The organism is Acidilobus sp. 7A, from assembly GCF_003431325.1.
GTDB lineage: Archaea > Thermoproteota > Thermoprotei_A > Sulfolobales > Acidilobaceae > Acidilobus.
On the sequence record NZ_CP010515.1, the window covers coordinates 459,622 to 478,239 of the forward strand.

Here is an 18,618-nt window from a genome sequence, read left to right on the forward strand (position 1 = left end):
CGGGGAGAACTACCCTCTAAAAATTACTATGATGCAGGGTTTGGGGAAAACCCTTCGCGACCTTAAAAAGGGCCGGCGACACCGTTTGCCCCTACGCTCTCACTTCAACATCTTGCCTTCATTCACTATCGGGCGCAGGGACCCCACCTCGCTCGCGCCTCATAGGCAATCAGCGTGGGCTCATGGGCGGCCGTCAGGCCGGCGGCGCGGGGCCCCCATCTACGGCCTAATCCCCTCGCCCCTGGGGCATAGCCCCATCAGGCGGGGGTCACCCGCTTAGCCTGTCATGGGCGTAATACTATATAGAGAATCTCTATTGGCATTAAAAAAGATTAAGCCCTTAGCGCCGGCCTTGAAATGGTGAGCTGAGGTTGGCCCCAGGCCGTATATTTTCAGCTACTTACAGGGTCTACTGGAGTGAGACGGACGCGGCCTGCATGATGCACTTCTCTAACTACTTCAGAGTCTGTGAGAGGACCGAGGAGGAGTTCCTGACCAGGCTGGGCTTTAGCCAGAGGGCAGAGCCCGGCAAGAGAATTATAATGCCGAGAGTCAGCGCCAGCTGCGACTACAAGAGCCCGCTGGGACCGGGCCACTCGTACAGGGTTGACATAGTTGACATAGTGATAGGCAGAAGCAGCATAACATACGTGTATGAGATTTTTAATGAGACTACCCAGAGACTGTCTGCAGCCTGCACTATAGTAGCGGTGGCCTATGATGAGGCCTCAGGCAGGTCCGTGGAGGTCCCAGTCGAGCTTAAGGAGAAGCTCTTAGCGGCCGGCGCGAGGCTCCGCGATGAAAGGGCTACCGGCTAAGGCTTCACAGCGGTGCCCGATGCCCCCCTCAGCATCTCGGGCAACTCGTCGAGGCTGCCTATAATAGCTGTTCTCCTGGTTGCGCTGACGTATTTGATGGCGGCAAGTACCTTGGGGCCCATGGAGCCTGGCGGGAACTCGCCCCTTCTATAGTAACTCTCAAGCTCGTCAGCCCTAACCTCTCTCAGCCACAGCTCGCCGGGCTTCCCAAAGTTAATTGCGACCCCCTTAACGTCGGTCAATATTATAAAGAGGTCAGCCTTAAGCTTGACCGCCAGGAGGGAGCTCGCCAGGTCCTTGTCTACCACGGCCTCCACGGGCCTCAGGCCTTCGGAGGTCTTAATTACAGGGATACCGCCCCCGCCCGTCGATATCACTATCACCCCGCTCTTTACAAGGCCGTCTATTATGTCGGACTCTAAGATGTCCATAGGCTCAGGGCTTGGGACCACCCTTCTGTAGCCTCCCCTCGGGTCCTCCTTGAACACCCACCCGAACTCAGCTGAAAGCTTAGAGGCCTCCTCCTTGCTGAAGTAGCCGCCGACGTACTTAGTCGGGTTCTTAAATGAGGGGTCCTGGGGGCTTACGAGCGTCCTCGTTATTAGTGTGACGGCTCTCCGGGTTCCCTTGAAGGCGTCCTCCACGGCCGCCTGAAGCATGAAGCCCAGCCAGCCCTGAGTCATGGCATTGGCCAAGTCCATAGATTGCGCGGGGTAACCCTTGGCCAAGTTCATTATTTCAAGCAGGTAGCCGACCTGAGGACCATTGCCGTGGGTTATTATTACCTCATCGTTAGGGAAGGTGCTCGCTATGAGGGAGGCCGTCCTCCTGATGTTTCTCCACTGCTCCTCCGGCCTTCCGCTCTCCCCCTTCCTTAATATGGCGTTGCCCCCGAGAGCTATGACCACGCGCAATAGCGACACCGCTAACCTTACGTAAGGCCTGGCTATTTTGAGCTATTCTTATTGTTACTTTCCCTCTTAAACTCGCCTACCTCCCACGGAAATATTATCCACTTGTTAACCTGCTCTGCGTAATAGTCAGGGACCAGCTTAGTCCAGGGCTTCACGTAGAGCGCCGCCGTCCTGATGTCTGATGGCATGTAAAGCGAGAGCGCCTGCACAGCGAACTGCAGGGTGAGGCCAGAGTCGCTTACGTCGTCAACAAGCAGGACTTTCCGGTCCTTTATTGGGAGCGTGAGGGGCTGCCTGAGGAAGGGCCTCTCCATCCTCTGTCCCGGGGATATGTAGAGCTTAACCTCTATGGTGCCTATGTCATCAATCCCAAGCCTGTCAGCCAGTAGCCTACCAGGTATGAGGCCACCCCTCATTATACACACTATAGCGTCAGGCCTAAAGCTGGAGGCCCCAATGCCCTCAGCTATCTTGTTGACGGCCTCGTCCACCTGAGACCATGTTATCAATTGAAACTTCTCGTTCCCGCCATGATTTATAGGCAGGATAACCACCTCGTTGGCAGGGCGGCCCCTCTCAAGGAGCCTGCTGTCGACGCCGTCAACGAAGGCCAGGAACCCAGGCTTCGGCATTCCGTCCTGCGACACGGCAGAGGAGAGCCCTGGGTAGCGTGCTATAAGGGCCCTCAGGGCTTCAGTCCAGCTGACACCCTCCACAAGTATCTCAGCCTTACCATCCGCGAGATCCTTTAGAGCCCCCAGTAGCTTAACCTTGACCTTAGTCAAGGGGTTGAGCCCCTTATGCAGCCTTGGCCTCCTCAGCCGCGCGCCTCTGCCTCTCCTTATTTATCTTTACGAGGCTTGTTATGTACCCTGCCACCTGGTTTCTGAGCTTCTTGGAGGACCAGTTCGTGAGCTGGGAGACGACCTTCTTGTTGTTTTCAAAGCTCTCATTGAAGAGGTTTGGGTACTTGGTCAGCAGCTCCCTAGCAGTTCTCTTAACTAGAGTTGTCCTGACCTTGCCCATTTTTACCACCAAGGACTGTGAGGGGCTCGGGCATTAAAAGCATTAGGAAGAGCCCGTAAGTCGTAAGAAAAGCTTTTATAGAAGCACTCCCACGTAACTCTAAGGAGCATTAAGTCGGGTGACTACATATGGCCTCGCAGATAGAAAACATGGGAGTTCCAGTAATTATACTCAAGGAGGGTAGTCAGAGGACTACTGGCAGGGAGGCCCTGCGCAACAACATGATGGCAGCCATAGCTGTGGCCGAGATCCTCAAGACGACCTACGGGCCAAAGGGTATGGACAAAATGCTTGTTGACAGCCTGGGTGACGTAACTATAACCAACGACGGAGCTACCATACTCGACAAGATGGACATACAGCACCCAGCCGGCAAGATGCTAGTCCAGGCCGCTAAGGGGCAGGATGAGGAGGCTGGCGACGGCACTAAGACCTCGGTCATATTCGCTGGGGAGCTTCTGAGGCAAGCCGAGGACCTCATAGACAGGAACATACACCCAACCATAATTATCCAGGGCTACAAGACTGCCGTTGACAAGGCTGTCGAGGTGCTTAACAGCATAGCTGAGCCCGTGTCCATAGACGACACCGAGAAGCTGATAAAGGTTGCTATGACAAGCCTTAACAGCAAGGCCGTAGGTGAGGCAAGGGAGTACTTCGCCAAGATAGTTGTTGATGCCGCCAGGGCCGTCGCTGAGATGAGGGGTGACAAGCAGTACTACGTTGACATAAACAACGTCCAGATAGTGAAGAAGCACGGCGGAGCTCTGACGGACACGCAGCTGGTTAACGGCATAGTCATAGACAAGGAGGTAGTCCACCCTGACATGCCGAAGAGGGTTGAGAAGGCTAGGATAGCACTCCTTGACGCCCCGCTTGAGATACAGAAGCCTGAGATAGACATGGAGATAAGCATATCATCACCTGACTCCATCAAGAGGCTCCTTGACAAGCAGGAGAAGATTCTGCAGGACAAGGTCGAGAAGATAGCCGCCACTGGCGCAAATGTTGTGATCACCCAGAAGGGCATTGACGACATTGCCCAGCACTTCCTGGCCAAGAAGGGCATACTGGCCGTCAGGAGGGTCAAGAGGAGCGACATAGAGAAGCTCGCCAAGGCCACTGGAGCTAAGATAGTTACAAACCTTGATGACCTAAAGCCTGAGGACCTAGGGTACGCTGACCTCGTCGAGGAGAGGAAGGTAGGCGAGGACAAGATGGTCTTCGTAGAGGGTGCCAAGAACCCGAAGAGCGTGACTATACTGGTAAGGGCCGGCTTCGAGAGGATGGTTGATGAGGCTGAGAGGGCCATCCATGACGCACTGAGCTCCGTCGCCGACGCAATAATGGATGGCAAGATAGTCGCTGGCGGAGGCGCCGTCGAGGCGGAGGTCGCTAAGTCGCTCAGGGAGTGGTCAAAAGGCGTCCCAGGCAAGGTGCAGCTGGCCGTGGAGGCTTTCGTGAAGGCCCTTGAGGCCCTCCCACAGACGCTGGCCACCAACGCTGGCTACGACCCCATAGACATATTAATGAAGCTCAGAAGCACCCACTCTGACCAATCAAAGAAGTGGTACGGTATAGACCTCAACACAGGCAACATAGTTGACATGTGGGCTAAGGGCGTAGTTGAGCCGCTGAGGGTTAAGGTGAACGCCTACAAGGCGGGCACGGAGGCTGCAACGCTGATACTCAGGATAGACGACATGGTAGCTGCCAAGAGGAGCACCACAGGCGGGCCAAGCGGCAAGAAGGAGGGCGGCAAGGAGGAGGAAGAGTCCTCACCTTCAACATCTTCAAGCGGCTCAAGCGACTAACACCACATAACGTTTTAGTGCATGTAATAGGCTGTTCTTTTGTGTATGTTGACAATTTTATTACTTTTAGCCAGAAGGAAGAGGTAAGTTTTCCATCGGGCTGTAAAGAGTTGCTGAGGCGCTAGAAGCAGGTGCTAAGTCAAGACGTGAGGCAAAGAGCGGCGCTATAAGTTAGTTCAAGGGCACAACGCCTTCCGCAGCTGTTTTGAGCTTCATATAATGTCTTTAAGGTTAATTATACTGCATATGCTCATCGGCGGGATCCCCTGTGAGGGATGAAGGGCCTGGCGGCTCCCCCGAGGCTACTCAAGGTGTGAGGCCCCCGGGGTTTAACCCTGAGCGCCCCAGGCCCTATGAGACCCGAGCGGGGCGCGGGGGAATAAGGATGAGGCTCTGACCGTAAAACAGTGTGAACTCATGTAGGAGCTGAACCCCTGAGCGAGATCTCACACATCTGAACTCCTCCCTACCCCTGAGGGGCGAGGCTTTCAGTTGTAAGAGCCCTATAATATGCCATGGTGCTCGATAAACAACAGACTGCTTAACGCGCTAACAATTCACATAACCTCTCTATGAAAGTTGCCCTGAAGCGCCTAGCGCTCAACCCCTTACAACCGAAAGCCTCGCCCCTCAGGGCAGGGAGGAGTTCAGTTCGGATCGACGTAAAAGTATGGCTTAGGATTATGGCTAAGATGCTTTTTAATTTAACCTGTCAATCCATAAGGCCTTTATGTCAGTACTCCTAGCTCATAAACGGAGGTTAGTTGTGGAACAACATGTAATAGAGTTGCCCAAGAGAGTGGTGGTCGGCGATGGAGTCCTGAAGAGCATAGGGGCTCACATGAAGGAGATGTTTAAAGGAGGGTCCGCCGTCCTTGTTGTCACAGGCCCCCACGTTCTCAACACCCTGTACAACGAGGTCAAGGAGCTTCTTGAGGACAGTGGGTTCAGTGTCTCCTACACCCTGGCCGGGCCCGCCACCGTAGAGGAGGCCGTGAGGCTCGCCGAGGAGGCCTCGAGGGAGAAGGTGGACGTGCTCCTTGGCCTTGGGGGCGGCAGGAGCATAGACCTTGCTAAGTACGCTGCCGCGGAGTCCGGGAAGGAGTTTGTGAGCGTCCCTACAGCCCCGAGCCACGACGGCATAACAAGCCCATTCGCTACGCTGCACGGCTTCGAGAGGCCGTACTCAAAGCTGGCCAAGCCGCCAAAGCTGCTACTTCTAGATATAGACGTTATTTCGTCTGCCCCCAGGAGGCTGGCCTCGGCCGGCTTTGGGGACCTAATAGGGAAGTACACAGCCGTCCTTGACTGGAAGCTCGCGCACAACCTGAGGGGTGAGTATTACGGAGCCTATGCGGCCAGCTTGGCGCTGATGAGCGCGAAGCACGTAAGCGCTTACGCTAAGAAGATAGGCCTTGGTAGCAAGGACGGCGTCAGGGCCCTTGTCGAGGCCCTCGTGAGCAGCGGGGTCGCTATGTGTATAGCTGGCAGTAGCAGGCCCGCCAGCGGCTCAGAGCACCTCTTTGCCCACGCCCTGGAGACTATAAGTGAAAGCCCGCCTCTTCACGGCGAGGCTGTAGGCGTTGGCACTATACTCATGTCATACCTCTATGGGATGAGGTGGAAGGAAATAAGGAGGTTGTTGAAGGAGGCAGGGGCCCCTGTCAACGCTAAGGAACTCGGAGTTAACAATGATGAGGTCATAGAGGCGCTTGTGAGGGCGGCGTCGATAAGGCCTGAGAGGTACACCATACTGGGCGAGAGAGGCCTGACTAGGGAGGCTGCTGAGGAGCTTGCAACGAAGACTATGGTCATTGAGTGACAGCGCGGCCTTATACGAAATCTTGATTGTATCTTTAAAAGCTTGCAGGGGCCCCACAGCTCAGGTGTGGGACTTGTTGAGCAACTACATGGACAAGCTCAGCAGGGGCTGGCATGGTACAACTACGGTAGGCATTATAGCTGGCGACTATGTTGTGCTAGCCGCCGACAAGAGAGCTACTGCTGGGACCATGATAGCTAGTCGCACAGTGAAGAAGATAGTGAAGCTCACGGACTATGCAGCAATGACTATATCGGGTCTCGTCGCTGATGCGCAGGTTCTGGCTGACGCCGTGAGGGAGGAGGCTAGGTTTTATGAGCTTGACACGGGCAAGAGGCTGAGCGTATATAGCATGGCAACGCTTCTTGCTAACATATTGTCATCAAGTAAGTACTTCCCTTACCTGGTCCAGCTGATAGTTGGAGGCTATGACGCAGCGCCAAGGCTATATGCCATAGATCCATACGGAGGCGTCACTGAGGAGAGAGTCACATCATCAGGCTCAGGCTCCCCAGTAGCCCTGGGGGTCCTTGAGAGGGGCTATAATGAAAAGCTGTCTCTAGACGACGCGATTAACTTGGCGGCCGAAGCCGTAAGGTCAGCCATATTAAGGGACTCTGCCACAGGTGACGGCATAGATATCACCGTAATAGGGCGCTCCACGTATCAGGAAAAGTTTATACCTTTTCAGCAACATTAAAATTGCATAGGCGTTAACTGTCTGCCTCCTACGGTGAAACAGCTTTGGAGAGTGAGTTCGGCTCTGGCGAAGAGAGGCGTCTGGTGTCGGGGCTTGAGCTACGCAGGCGAATAGTGGAGGAGATCTACAAGAACCTTGGTGACGCCGAGATATCAAAGATAGAGTTTGAGGGGCCAGAGATAGCGATCTATGTAAAGAACCCGAGGTGGATGCTAGAGGGCGAGGAGAAGGTAAAGGAGCTTGCGAAGCTTCTAAGGAAGAGGATAGTGGTAAGGAGTGATCCCAAGTCAAGGGCTACGAGAGAGTTCACTATAAAGTACATACTGGAGAATGCACCTGAAGGCGTGTCAATAGATCCAAGCGACGTACAGTTTGACGAAGTCCTTGGGGAGGTGAGGGTGCTCACAGACAAGCCCGGAAAGCTCATGGGGAAGGGGAAGACGTTCAGGAACCAGGTCCTGGCGGAGACTGGCTGGAGGCTTGAGGTTCAGAGGAAGCCGCCGTTAGTTAGCAAGACGTTGACGTCACTGAACACGCTTTACCTAATGGCCTCAGCAGAGAGGAGGAGGGCGCTTAGGGAGGTAGGCGAGAGGATCTATAGGGACATGATATCAGGGCCCCGCTACATCAGGATAACAGGTCTCGGCAGCTTCGGCGAGGTTGGAAGGTCGTGTATACTGGTAGACACTTCTGAGAGTAAGATACTGCTCGACGTGGGCTTTGCGCAGAGCGGCTTCGGGCCTGACGCCTACCCACTGTTCGACGCGCCGGAGTTCAGGCTTGACGAGCTGGACGCCGTTGTCATATCACACGCTCACATGGATCATGTAGGCTTGGCCCCTATGCTCTACAAGTACGGCTACAGGGGGCCCATATACATGACTCCGGCCACCCGCGATATAGCAACCCTCATGCTTCAGGACTTCATAAATCTCTACACAAAGGAGGGCAGGGAGCCCCCTTACACCCAGAAGGACCTGATAACAATGCTTAACCGCACAATAACCGTAAACTACGACGTTGTGACTGACCTGTCGCCTGACGCCAAGCTGACGTTCAGCAACGCCGGGCACATACTGGGCTCCGCCTTGGTTCATATACACATAGGCCAGGGACTTTACAACATACTTTACACTGGCGACCTTAAGTACTACAGCATAAAGGATAACAAGGCCCTTAGGCTTCAGCCACCTGCCAACACGGAGTTCCACAGGGTCGAAGCACTAATAATGGAGAGCACATACGGCGCCACTGAGACGCCAACACGCGAGGAGGCTGAGCAGCAGCTCTTTGACATAATAAACAGAACCTATCAGAGGGGCGGCAAGGTTATGATACCAGTCATGGCTGTTGGCAGGGCCCAGGACATGATGGTGCTTCTCAACAAAGCCATGCAGGAGAAGAAGATACCGGAGATGCCGATATACATAGATGGCCTCATATATGAGGTCACGGCAATCTATACCGCTTACCCTGAGCTACTCTCAAAGGACATCAGGGACCAGATACTCAACGAGGGGGCCAACCCATTCATAGGACCCCAGATGGTCTTTGTCAATGACCAGAGCAAGAGGGATGAGGCCATATACTCCCAGAGCCCAGCGATAATAGTGTCTACAAGCGGCATGATGGTTGGTGGACCTATACTTGAGTACTTCAAGGCTCTGGCTGGCGATGCTAGGAACTCGCTCGTGTTCGTCAGCTACCAGGCCTCCGGGACCCTGGGCAGGAGGATAGCTGATGGCGAGCGCGAGGTGCAGTTGGAGGATGAGAACAGGCTGAAGACCTACAAGGTCAACTTGGAGGTGGACAGTGTTGAGGGCTTTTCAGGCCACGCGAGCAGAAGTGAACTGCTCTCGTTCCTAAGGAGGCTCACGCCAAAGCCAAGGACTATAATACTTAATCATGGTGAGCACGCTGGCCTCTCGGCGCTTGCCTCAACCATAAAGAGCAGGTGGGACAAGCTCAGCTTCGAGGGTGCCCCAGAGGTCATAGTCCCAGAGAACCTAGAGACCGTAAAGGTGTACCCCAGAGCCTCAAAGCTGCACAGCGCCCTACTGTATGGATGAGGGTGGCGGCTTGCCCTCAATACCGCCAGAGCTCTGCGCCAGGTGCAAGGGCTACAAGCTCCTCTGCGGCCTGCCAAGGTGCCCCATACTCGAGAGGTTCAGGGTCCAGGTGGGTGCCCTGCAGAGAATTACTGGAAGGAATGTCAACGGCGCCACTCCCCCCAGCGTCCTTGTAGGGGAGTATGGTTACCCCAAGGTATCCTTCTACTACATGGTTCCCCCAGGCAAGGAGGGCGAGGAGGCCACATACTACGATGCGCCTAGGCTCTGGGCTGAGAGGAAGGAGAGCCTGGGCAACATAGTGAAGTTGAGGAGTGAGACGGTCTCAGCCTACCTGAGATTAGATGTAAGTGAGCCCTGGAGGCTCTATGAGACTGAGCTAGGCCTTGCCTCGCTGTCAGAGAGGCCTGTAGACAGCGATGTAGTGCTCAGGAGGCTTCCGCTGCCTCAGCTGAGGTTTGACGGCATGACAAAGCCTGTGGGACCAAGGGCCCCCGCAGAGAGAATAGTCGTGGGAAGCTCGCCTAAGCTGACGAGGAAGATGGACGAGGCCATATGGGACGACGCCAAGGCTGAGGATATTATATGGGAGCTCTACAGGTCCGGCGTTGATATCTATAAGATACAGGACATGATGAGCCTTGGGTTCCTTGGAAGGCTTCACGGGAGGAGGCTGGTGCCCACCAGGTGGGCTATAACCGCGGTGGACGACATTATATCGAAGAGGCTCAGGCAGGGGCTGAGGGGCCTGGCCTCCGTGGACTCCGTGGAGGCCAGGGAGGCTGAGTACCTGGGCAACAGGTTCCTAGTCATTATCATGCCCGGCGAGGGGACATTCGAGTGGGTGGAGGTCTGGCATCCAAGGGGACTTTGGACCGAGCGCGCTGAGAGACCCATCATAGAGAGGGTCGAGGAGGACCCCCTGGGTAGGGCGTCAACTATGGACGGGGGCTTCTCTGCTGCCCGCCTAGCAGTTCTTGAGGGGCTCAGCTCTATGGGCAGGAAAGCTGACGTAGTTATACTTAGGGAGGTCCTACCCTCCTACTACGCGCCCGTGGGTAATTGGCACATAAGGGAGTCCGTCAGGGAGGCCATGCAGAGGCCACCATCAGTTAGAGGCTCGCTTGAGGAGGTTGTCGACTACGCTAGGAGGTGGCTTAAGGCTGACCCTGGCAACGTGCTGAGGTATAGCTCCCTTCTGGGCTTCAGGCCTAGGGCTAAGAGGCTAACAGAGTTCATAAGGTGATTAAAAAGCACATAGAAAGGGAATGAATGGAGCGAACATTAGTAGTAAGACGTTAAATATAAAAACTCTTTTCAACCGTAATACTGTACTAGGATGCGCTGACCATGCCTGATATCAAGGAGGACGAGTGGGTTAAAGATAAGTTGCAGGACGTGTTGAATAGGATAAGCTTACAGGAGAAGAGGATAACGCCGCAGAGGGTGCTGTTAACGAAGCTGATCCTGTCAAAGGTTAAGGAGCACGCGTCGCTTAAGGACCTCTTCGACGCCGCCCAGCAGGAGCTGCCCCGCGTGGGCATATCTACGGTATATAATACCATTAAGATGCTGGAGGGCATGGGGATAATAGATACGTTCATAGTTGGCGACAAGTTGAGGATAGACCAGCCAACACCACACATAAACGTCTTCTGCCTGGACTCAGAGAGGATATTCGACGTAGATGGCGACGTGGCATCCTTTGTCATGGATGCCCTGAAGTCAAAGGGGCTTCATGTAAAGAAGATAGTTGTGGAGGCTAACTGCTCGGCCAGCGAGGCAGGCACTGCTGGCAGGTAACCAAGAGGCCTTCGCTCATCTATCAAGGCCCTGCACAATTATATAGCGCCCCACCCCCTGTTGCATTTGGTGGCCTCAAATGTCTAGGCCTAACTGTGAAAGGACTCTGTCGCCCATGCAGACGCTGATGACATCAATATTTCAGGTCCTACCAATGCACGCTAACCCCCTTGGGATGCTGTTTGGAGGCGTGATGGAGGACTGGATGGTACAGGTCTCTAACATGGAGGCAACGCGCGTCGCCAGGAGGCCAACGCTGCTGGCCAGCCTTGAGAACATTTACTTCCTCTCCCCCGTTCTCGTGGGTGAGAACGCTATGATAACGGCCTGGGTCGACTACGTTGGCACCAGCAGCATAGACGTCAGCCTCCTTGTGGAGGCCGAGAACCCAATAATGAACGAGAGGCGCCTCACCACGTTAGCTCACATGACCTATGTGGCGGTTGGGAGGGATCTGAGGCCAGCCCCCGTGGGGTTCTGCATAGAGCCCAGGACGCCTGAGGAGGAAGCGCTGTATGAGGACGCCTTAAGGATAAGGAAGGCCAGGGAGGAGAGGATAAAGGACAGAAGGCAGAAGGTCTTTGATACCTTGCCCCCAAAGGGGCTGTTGGACGCCTACACAGTCGTCACAAACAAGGTGGTTATGCCAGAGGACGTGATGCAGAGCAACGCGCTGTTCGCTGGGAGGCTCATGAGACTCCTCGACGAGATCACGGCCCTTGTCGCCACCAGGTATGCTAAGGGCCCAGTGGTGACGGCCTCCGTTGACAGCACAGACTTCTACACGCCCATACTGCTAGGAGAGACCATAGTCGCATATAGCACGTTAACATATGTGGGCAAGTCCAGCATGGAGGTGGTGGCTAAGGTCATAAAGCGCGATGAAATAACTGGGGAGGAGAAGCACACCACCACTAGCTACTTCACGCTGGTCCACGTGGGCCCCACGGGCAGGAGCGAGCCCATAGAGCTCTTCAAGCCTACCGAGGACTGGCAGAAGAAGATGTTGGAGGAGGCAGAGGCTAGGAGGGACGCGAGGCTGAGAGCCCTTCAGGCCTTCAGGGAAAACGCTGAGAAGGTCAGGGAGCTGTTATCAAAGAGGAATGCAATGCCATAACCCATAGCCTTAAACGAGCTCTATAGCTATCGAGGCCGCGCCTCCTAGGCCGTGGCAAATAGATGCGACGCCCCTCCTGCCGCCGTGCCCTCTCAACACGTTTATAAGTTCAAGAGTTACCCTGGCCCCGCTCATGCCTAGAGGGTGGCCAATAGCTATTGCACCTCCATGCACGTTCATTCTATCATATGGTATACCCAACTCCTTGTGCATTATGTAGCTGTTGACGGCGAATGCTTCGTTGTTCTCCCAATAGTCGACCATATCAATAGACCACCCGACGTCCTCCAGCAACTTCTTTACGGCCCCCACTGGAGCGGCAGGGAACCTCCACGTCTCAACGCCATGATAGGCAAAACCGACTATGCGGGCTATAGGCTTAAGCCCAAGGGTCTTCACGGCCTCCTCGCTGGCTATGAGCAGGGTGGCGGCGCCGTCGCTCAGCTGGCTGCTGGAGCCTGCGGTGTGCGGCCCATTTGGGCTGAAGGCATAGGGTAGCGACTTGAGCTTCTCTACGCTAGTGTCCCTCCTAATGCCCTCGTCGCGGTCGAGCAGCATCTTACCATTTCTCTCATAGGGCACGACGAAGTCCTTCATCTCGTTATTATCCCATGCCTTGGCTGCGCGCACGTGGCTCTCATAGGATATCCTGTCAAGCTCATCTCTAGGAGCCTTGTACTCGGCCGCCGTCATATCAGCCTCCTCACCCATGACCTTGTTCAGCAGCACGTCCCACAGGCCGTCGTAAACCATGGCATCAAGAATCTGCCACTCCCTGCCTATAAGGTGCTTCATGCCCCACCTCGCCGACGACTGAATTATGAAGGGAGCCATGCTCATGGACTCCATGCCGCCGGCCGCCACCAAGTTGTAGGAGCCAGCGGAGATGTAGTTGGCAGCCGTTATAATTGCAGCCATGCCGCTTGCGCATACCATGTCAACAGTCATAGAGTCTATGTGGTATGGGACCCCCGCCTTTATGGCAACCTGCCTGGCAGTGTCCATGCCTGTCCCAGCCCTTATTACGTGCCCATAAACTAACATGTCAAGATCTTCCGGCTTCAGGCCCGTTCTTTCAAGGGCCTCCTTGAGCGTGAAAGTCGCTAGGTCAGCGGCTGGCACATCCTTATAGGCGCCACCGAACCTTCCAACGGGCACCCTCACGCCGTCAACTATGTACACGGGCTGCTTGAGCTTAGGCACCCCGCTCGCCTGGAGCTGAGGCCCCTGCAAGGTTAAAATGCAGAACAACACAAGACGTTAAAGTGGTTGGATCGTGTTCTTCGCGGAGCGGGGCAAAGCAGGGACCTTAGGCTTAAAATAGTTGACATCACAGATAGCGGGGGCGTCAACTCCATGGAAGTTTGGTCAATGATTCTTGGGGGCTTCCCAAGAACAAAGGAGGTGAGGCACGCCCTAAGGGATCTAGAGAGGGGCTCCAGGTCCTACGTTGACATAGACTGGTGGATCAGGGCAGCGTCAGCGGCCATTATAGGGGCTCAGGAGACCCTGGGCTTCAGGTATGTTACTGATGGCATGGTTGACTGGCACGACATATTTAGGCCTTTCGTTTTAGCCTGGAGGAACGTCTCGGCCAGCGGTCTTCTGAGGTATTTCGATAACAACTTCTTCTACAGGGTTCCAGTGTTCACCGATAGGCCGGATCCTGACCACTTCGTGTGGCCGCCTCGCATAAGGGCCCTTTCAGACATTGCCGAGCCCAGCCCGCTGAAGGCTGTGTTGCCGGGGCCCACGACATTTCTATTGATGTCCAAGAACCTAAGCGGGCTGAGCAAGGAGGACCTCGGCGAGAGCATAGCCTCGGCCCTAGCCATGGAGGCAGAGGCCGCCCAGCAGGCTGGCGCTGGAGCCGTTCAGATAGACGAGCCATTCTTGACTGACCAGGAGATCTCAAGGGACGACGCTGAGCTCGGGGTCCAGCTTATAAATGTTATAACCTCAAGGCTTAAGGTGCCTGCTATAGTGTCGCTCTACTTTGATGTACCAAAGGATGAGGTCTACGAGGCCTTGCTTAACGTAAAGGCTGACTACATATCGCTGGACGTCGCTGACGCTCCCTCGAGGGCGCTCTCGCTGATAGCGAGGAAAGGCCTTGGTGGCCATAAAGCTGTGCTGGGCGTAATAGACGCCAGGAGGATAGAGGACGACCAGGTTGATAAGGTTAATGACTGGGTCTCCCAGGCGACAAAGTCCGCGGGGCTCAACGAGGTAGGCCTGACGACCACCACCTGGTTCGACGTGATACCCTACAGGTACAGCCTTAGAAAGGCCTTCCTCCTCTCGCTCGCGGCGGAGAGGCTGAGGGGGTGAGCAGGGATGAGCTACCACCTGCCCAGGAAGTTCCCAACTACGGTGATAGGCAGCTACCCGAAGCTCCCAGAGGCCAATGAGCTGATAAAGAGGAGGGACCGCGGGGAGATCTCTGAGGAGGAGTTTCACAGGCTCATAAAGGGCCCCATATCTGAGGTCGTGAAGGACTACATAGAGGCTGGAGTTGACATAATAAGTGACGGGGAGCAGTCGCGCGAGGACATGGTTGTCTACTTCGCCCAGAGGGTCCAGGGCTACAGCGAGGGGGAGTGGGTCAGGATATACGATAACATGTACTTCAGGAAGCCGGTTATAGTTGGACCCCTGGCCAGGACCTCAAGGCTGGCCGTTGATGACTGGCTTTTCACAACATCAATAAGCGGTGGAAGGCCTGTCAAGTTCATAATAACAGGCCCCTACACAATGATGGAGTGGAGCTTCAACACTTACTACAGGGACAGGAGAGAGCTCATAATGGCGCTGGCAAAGGTTATAAGGGAGGAGATTTTAGACGCCGTGAAGGCCGGGGCCCAGTACGTTCAGGTCGACGAGCCAGCCCTGTCAACTAGGCCGTGGAAGGAGGAGGCGGAGCTGGCCGGGGAGGCCCTCAGCTACGTGCTCTCAGGCGTTGAGGCTAAGCGCATAGTCCACATATGCTATGGTAGGCTTGAGAGGATACTGCCATATATACTGGACTACCCGGTCGATCAGTTCGCGCTTGAGTTCAAGAACAGCAACTTCAGGCTGCTCCCGTACCTTAAGGAGTACGGCTACAACAAGGAGCTCGGCTACGGGGTGGTCGACGTCCACAGCATGCAGGTAGAGACTGTGAAGGAGATAAAGGACGCGATAGAGAAGCTAATGAAGCTTGACGTCCTGCCGCCAGAGAAAGTCTTCATAAACCCTGACTGCGGCCTCAAGCCGCTGCCTCGTGAGGTCGCGAAGGCGAAGTTGATCAACATGGTCAGGGCCACCTCGGAGGCAAGGAAGGAATGGTAGACGGTGGGGAGCTCTATGAGGGCGGCTGGGTCGGGAAGCTCCCCCAGGAGACCCTTGAGCAGGTGGTGCTCTCAAAGGCTAGAAGGTTTTCATGGGCCTCAACCCTGATGGGCCCAGCCATAGGGGAGGACGCAGCGCTTATAGACTTGGGCAACTGCGTTCTCGCTGCCCACAGCGACCCCATTACCGAGTCCCGCTTCAGGGTTGGGTCCCTAGCTGTTGACGTGGCGTCAAATGACGTTGCTGTGAGGGGCGTTAGGCCTCAGTGGATGATAGTTGACGTTCTCATGCCAGCGGGCTCCCTGCTCTCGTCTCTCAGCGCCATAATTGATGACGTGGTTACCGAGGCACAGAGGCTTGGCATAGAGCTTGTCGGCGGCCACACCGAGGCTACACCTGGGATAAGTCACCCAATAGTTGTTGTCACAGTTATGGGGTGCGGCGAGCGGGGCCATGTCATCATGACTGGGGCGGCCTCGGAAGGGGACCTGCTACTTCAGGTGGGCCCAACGGCCATGGAGGCCACGGCAATTATAGCTAATGACTTTAGGGACCTGCTTGTTGATGCTGGCTTAAGCGAGGACTACATAGCAGAGGCCTCAAGGCTAATCGAGAGAGCCAGCGTGGCTCATTACGCGCTGGCTCTCGCCGAGAGGGGGCTTGTAACTTCAATGCACGATGTCACTGAGGGGGGACTTATAGGCGCCGTCTATGAACTTGCCAGAGCCTCAGGTCACGACGTGACAGTTAATGCCGAGGCTGTTATAGTTGAGGACGTCACAAGGATAATATTCAGCAGGCTGGGGGCTGACCCACTAAAGGCTATGGGCAGCGGCTCCTTCATAGCAGCCCTTAGGCCTAATCAGAAGGACGAGGCCCTTGGACTGCTAAAGGAGCTGGGCGTCAAGGCATCAGTCATAGGCAGGGTAGAGGGCAGCTCGTCAAAGCCCAGGCTTAAGCTCCTGAGGGGAAGCTCTGTGGAGGAGTACATCTCACCGCCAGAGGACGAGGTGGCAAGACTTTGGTCTGCAAGGGCGAAGTCACATGGATGACACAACAGCAATTATAGTTGCTGGGACACCTGGCGTGGGTAAGTCCACAATCTCCTCCATGCTCCTCACCGAGCTCGGCTGCAACAACGTTGTAGAACCCTCTGAGGTCGCGGTTAGGGAGGGCCTTGGAAGGCCTGACCCCGAGAGGCCTGGGACCCTCATAATTGACGAGGAGGGCCTTCTAAGGGCCGTGGCCTCAAGGCTGATGGGACCCTGCACGTTAATCCCAACGCACTACCCGTCGCTGTTCCTTGATTGGGAGGAGTTTAATGTAAACGTCCCTTTCGTGCTTCTCCTTCGCCTAAACCCGCTAGTCCTTGAGGAGAGGCTGATGTCAAGGGGATGGCAGAGGAGGAAGGTGCTGGAGAACGTCATGGCTGAGGCCCTGGGCTCCGTTGCCGAGGAGTTGCTGGACTACAGCGACATGACTGTCGAGGTTGATACAACATGGCTGAGCCCTGAGGAGGTGCTCGAGAGGTCGCTTGGGGCGCTCTCAGAGTGGAGAGTTGGCATTACCATTGACTGGCTCTCTGACGACAGGGTTGCTGAGGCCGTTGCGGCGTGGGGAAGAGAGCTTGACCTTTACTATGACAGGGTTAACTATGGTGGGTGACTGAACAATGGCCTCGCCAGGCTCAAGCTTGTCAAGAGCGTTGGTCATATCGTAGGGCAGGTTCATGCTCTGTGCTATGACTTCCTTATCCCTTAGGCTCCTCAGCGCGTGCACTACCTTAGTGTTGGCGTTGAGGAGCACAGAGTTAGGTACGGCAGAGGGGCTCTGGGTGGCCAGGGCCACATAGAGGCCGTACTTCCTAGACTCTGCCATTATGTGTCCGACAAGGTCATTGTCCTCGTTGAAGAGGTTGTGCGCCTCATCTATAGCAACGACCACGGGCCTCTCCCTGGTCCTGCGGGCGAACATAGCTGCAAGAAGCACCAGGGCGTAAGCCTTCCTCACGGTAAAGCTCTCTATCTCATCAAGCTTGACAACTAGGGGCCTGGACTCGAGCTCGTCAAGCTCGACTGATCCGTTGAAGAGGCCCGAGAACTTACTGTTAGCTAGTATCGCAACCTTCCTCAGGAGCCCCCTCTTTACGTCCCTGTCCCACCTGGCCTCCTCAGGGTAAGACTCTATGGCCTCCTTAAGCTCCCTGAAGCTCCTCGGCATGTCATCATTAAACACTCTCATAACTATGTAGCTCTGCGGCTGCGTCAGGTCGAGGGCGCTGCTGAGGACGTCAAGCAGGAGCTCTGGGGACGACCTAAGGTCACCATCGGTGAACGGGTTTATGCCACCGTCATTTATAGGGCTCCACGTAGTCGCATTGTCAATTAACTTGCTAAGCTCGCCGGCCCAGTCAAGCGCAATGAAGTTAACGCCAAGGCTTGGAAGGCCTGAAAGTACGGTGGCAAGCGTAGTAGTCTTTCCCGTGCCCGTGGAGCCGAAGACAGCTATATGCCCCCTTATGTCTTCAAGTGTCAGCTCCACGGGCCTCTGAAAAGCTCCCTCAAAGGCAGTCCCTAGCGCAAGGCCTCCGACCCCGCTGCCCTGTAGCGTTACAGGGATGGAGCCCCTAGATGGTTCCACCACTACAGGCTCCCCCCTGCCCCTGGGCTCAAGCGCTTCAAGGCCCCTCAGCAGCTGCTCTGGCACCTCCTTTGGCTCGCTCAGCCTGGCGCCCCTCACGTTCATCGATATGAGGGTCTTGAGTATCTCCGCTTCAATGTCCACCTGCACCGGGTCGGGGTTCATTATGCCTATGAGCGTCCTGCTGAAGCCGCCCTGTAAGGTGGATATCACCGCGTACCTCGCCCTTCCGGCCTTAGCCCTCTCCTTCACTATTGACGCCAGGGCCTGGGCCGCCGTCACCCTCTCCTCTGCGGCCCCTGACGTTATGACCTCTATGACGCGCACCTTCATGCTGCTACCCCTTGCCGAGGGCCTGCCTCTCCTCAGGAGCGCGACGGCCCCAGCTGCGGCCGAGGCCGCTAGGGCTGTCGCCGCCGCAGCCTCAACGGCGTGGGGCGGCGCCCTTAAGATGCCCGCGTCAAGCAACAACTTAGCTATTATGGCGGCGCTCGGCAACGACGCGAGCGGCCTGTACCTCCTTGGGATGCCGTCAATAACCTTCCTAAGCTCCATTCTTCCCCGC

Annotated in this window: 17 protein-coding genes; 12 read left to right on the forward strand and 5 right to left on the reverse strand. The window is 55.6% G+C overall.

The annotated features are described in order from the left end of the window. Positions 1-371: 371 nt before the first annotated feature. Positions 372-818: a thioesterase family protein gene (locus SE86_RS02370; RefSeq protein ID WP_117354124.1), complete on the forward strand. Its 447-nt coding sequence runs from the start codon at positions 372-374 to the stop codon at positions 816-818. On the opposite strand, the gene arcC is transcribed toward SE86_RS02370, so the two are convergent. From arcC to SE86_RS02385, 3 genes are read right to left on the reverse strand one after another with little or no spacing between them, the layout of a single operon-like run. After that, positions 815-1,732 carry a carbamate kinase gene (gene arcC, locus SE86_RS02375; RefSeq protein WP_117354125.1) on the reverse strand — a complete coding sequence of 306 codons (918 nt, stop codon included), beginning with the start codon at positions 1,730-1,732 and terminating at the stop codon, positions 815-817. The two genes, SE86_RS02370 and arcC, sit on opposite strands and share 4 nt — an antisense overlap. Before the next feature lie 32 nt (positions 1,733-1,764). After that, complete coding sequence (locus tag SE86_RS02380) at positions 1,765-2,517, reverse strand: phosphoribosyltransferase family protein (RefSeq protein ID WP_117354126.1); 753 nt, start codon at positions 2,515-2,517, stop codon at positions 1,765-1,767. A gap of 13 nt (positions 2,518-2,530) precedes the next feature. Continuing rightward, positions 2,531-2,758, reverse strand: a complete 228-nt coding sequence (locus SE86_RS02385; protein WP_117355059.1) for a 30S ribosomal protein S17e — start codon at positions 2,756-2,758, stop codon at positions 2,531-2,533. A gap of 128 nt (positions 2,759-2,886) precedes the next feature. On the opposite strand from SE86_RS02385, the gene thsB reads away from it, so the two are divergent. From thsB to SE86_RS02420, 7 genes are all read left to right on the forward strand, one after another. After that, positions 2,887-4,572 carry a thermosome subunit beta gene (thsB, locus tag SE86_RS02390; protein ID WP_117354127.1) on the forward strand — a complete coding sequence of 562 codons (1,686 nt, stop codon included), beginning with the start codon at positions 2,887-2,889 and terminating at the stop codon, positions 4,570-4,572. Positions 4,573-5,302: 730 nt separating this feature from the next. Then, positions 5,303-6,394: an NAD(P)-dependent glycerol-1-phosphate dehydrogenase gene (locus tag SE86_RS02395; protein WP_174221332.1), complete on the forward strand. Its 1,092-nt coding sequence runs from the start codon at positions 5,303-5,305 to the stop codon at positions 6,392-6,394. Between the two features lie 88 nt (positions 6,395-6,482). Further along, positions 6,483-7,094, forward strand: coding sequence for an archaeal proteasome endopeptidase complex subunit beta (gene psmB / locus SE86_RS02400; RefSeq protein WP_117355060.1), 612 nt, complete (start codon positions 6,483-6,485; stop codon positions 7,092-7,094). Between the two features lie 44 nt (positions 7,095-7,138). Further along, positions 7,139-9,163 carry a beta-CASP ribonuclease aCPSF1 gene (locus SE86_RS02405; RefSeq protein ID WP_117354129.1) on the forward strand — a complete coding sequence of 675 codons (2,025 nt, stop codon included), beginning with the start codon at positions 7,139-7,141 and terminating at the stop codon, positions 9,161-9,163. A 10-nt stretch (positions 9,164-9,173) separates the two neighbouring features. Then, the gene (locus SE86_RS02410) at positions 9,174-10,409 is read left to right on the forward strand and encodes an Nre family DNA repair protein (RefSeq protein ID WP_117355061.1); all 1,236 of its coding nucleotides are present in this window, start codon (positions 9,174-9,176) and stop codon (positions 10,407-10,409) included. Positions 10,410-10,513: 104 nt separating this feature from the next. Next, complete coding sequence (locus SE86_RS02415) at positions 10,514-10,966, forward strand: transcriptional repressor (RefSeq protein WP_117354130.1); 453 nt, start codon at positions 10,514-10,516, stop codon at positions 10,964-10,966. Between the two features lie 79 nt (positions 10,967-11,045). Continuing rightward, a complete protein-coding gene (locus SE86_RS02420) occupies positions 11,046-12,083 on the forward strand; it encodes an acyl-CoA thioesterase (protein WP_211096678.1) in 1,038 nt (345 codons plus the stop codon). A 9-nt stretch (positions 12,084-12,092) separates the two neighbouring features. On the opposite strand, the gene SE86_RS02425 is transcribed toward SE86_RS02420, so the two are convergent. Next, complete coding sequence (locus SE86_RS02425) at positions 12,093-13,286, reverse strand: thiolase family protein (RefSeq protein WP_117355063.1); 1,194 nt, start codon at positions 13,284-13,286, stop codon at positions 12,093-12,095. A gap of 153 nt (positions 13,287-13,439) precedes the next feature. Here SE86_RS02425 and SE86_RS02430 point away from each other — a divergent pair, with 153 nt between their 5' ends. The 4 genes from SE86_RS02430 to SE86_RS02445 are packed head-to-tail and all read left to right on the forward strand — an operon-like array spanning position 13,440 to position 17,078. Then, positions 13,440-14,414 carry a hypothetical protein gene (locus SE86_RS02430; RefSeq protein WP_211096679.1) on the forward strand — a complete coding sequence of 325 codons (975 nt, stop codon included), beginning with the start codon at positions 13,440-13,442 and terminating at the stop codon, positions 14,412-14,414. 6 nt (positions 14,415-14,420) lie between these two features. Then, entirely contained in the window at positions 14,421-15,413 is a 993-nt protein-coding gene (locus tag SE86_RS02435) for a methionine synthase (protein ID WP_117354132.1), read from the forward strand. Then, on the forward strand, positions 15,407-16,465 hold the full coding sequence (locus SE86_RS02440) for an AIR synthase family protein (protein WP_117354133.1): 1,059 nt from the start codon (positions 15,407-15,409) through the stop codon (positions 16,463-16,465). The genes SE86_RS02435 and SE86_RS02440 overlap by 7 nt, the downstream gene beginning before the upstream one ends. Further along, a complete protein-coding gene (locus SE86_RS02445; RefSeq protein ID WP_117354134.1) occupies positions 16,458-17,078 on the forward strand; it encodes an AAA family ATPase in 621 nt (206 codons plus the stop codon). Before SE86_RS02440 ends, SE86_RS02445 begins: the two co-directional genes overlap by 8 nt. Here the strand turns inward: SE86_RS02445 and SE86_RS02450 are convergent. Next, positions 16,959-18,608 (reverse strand): ATP-binding protein, encoded by a 1,650-nt coding sequence (locus SE86_RS02450; protein ID WP_158543081.1) that lies wholly within the window; start codon positions 18,606-18,608, stop codon positions 16,959-16,961. The genes SE86_RS02445 and SE86_RS02450 overlap by 120 nt on opposite strands. Between the last annotated feature and the right edge of the window lie 10 nt (positions 18,609-18,618).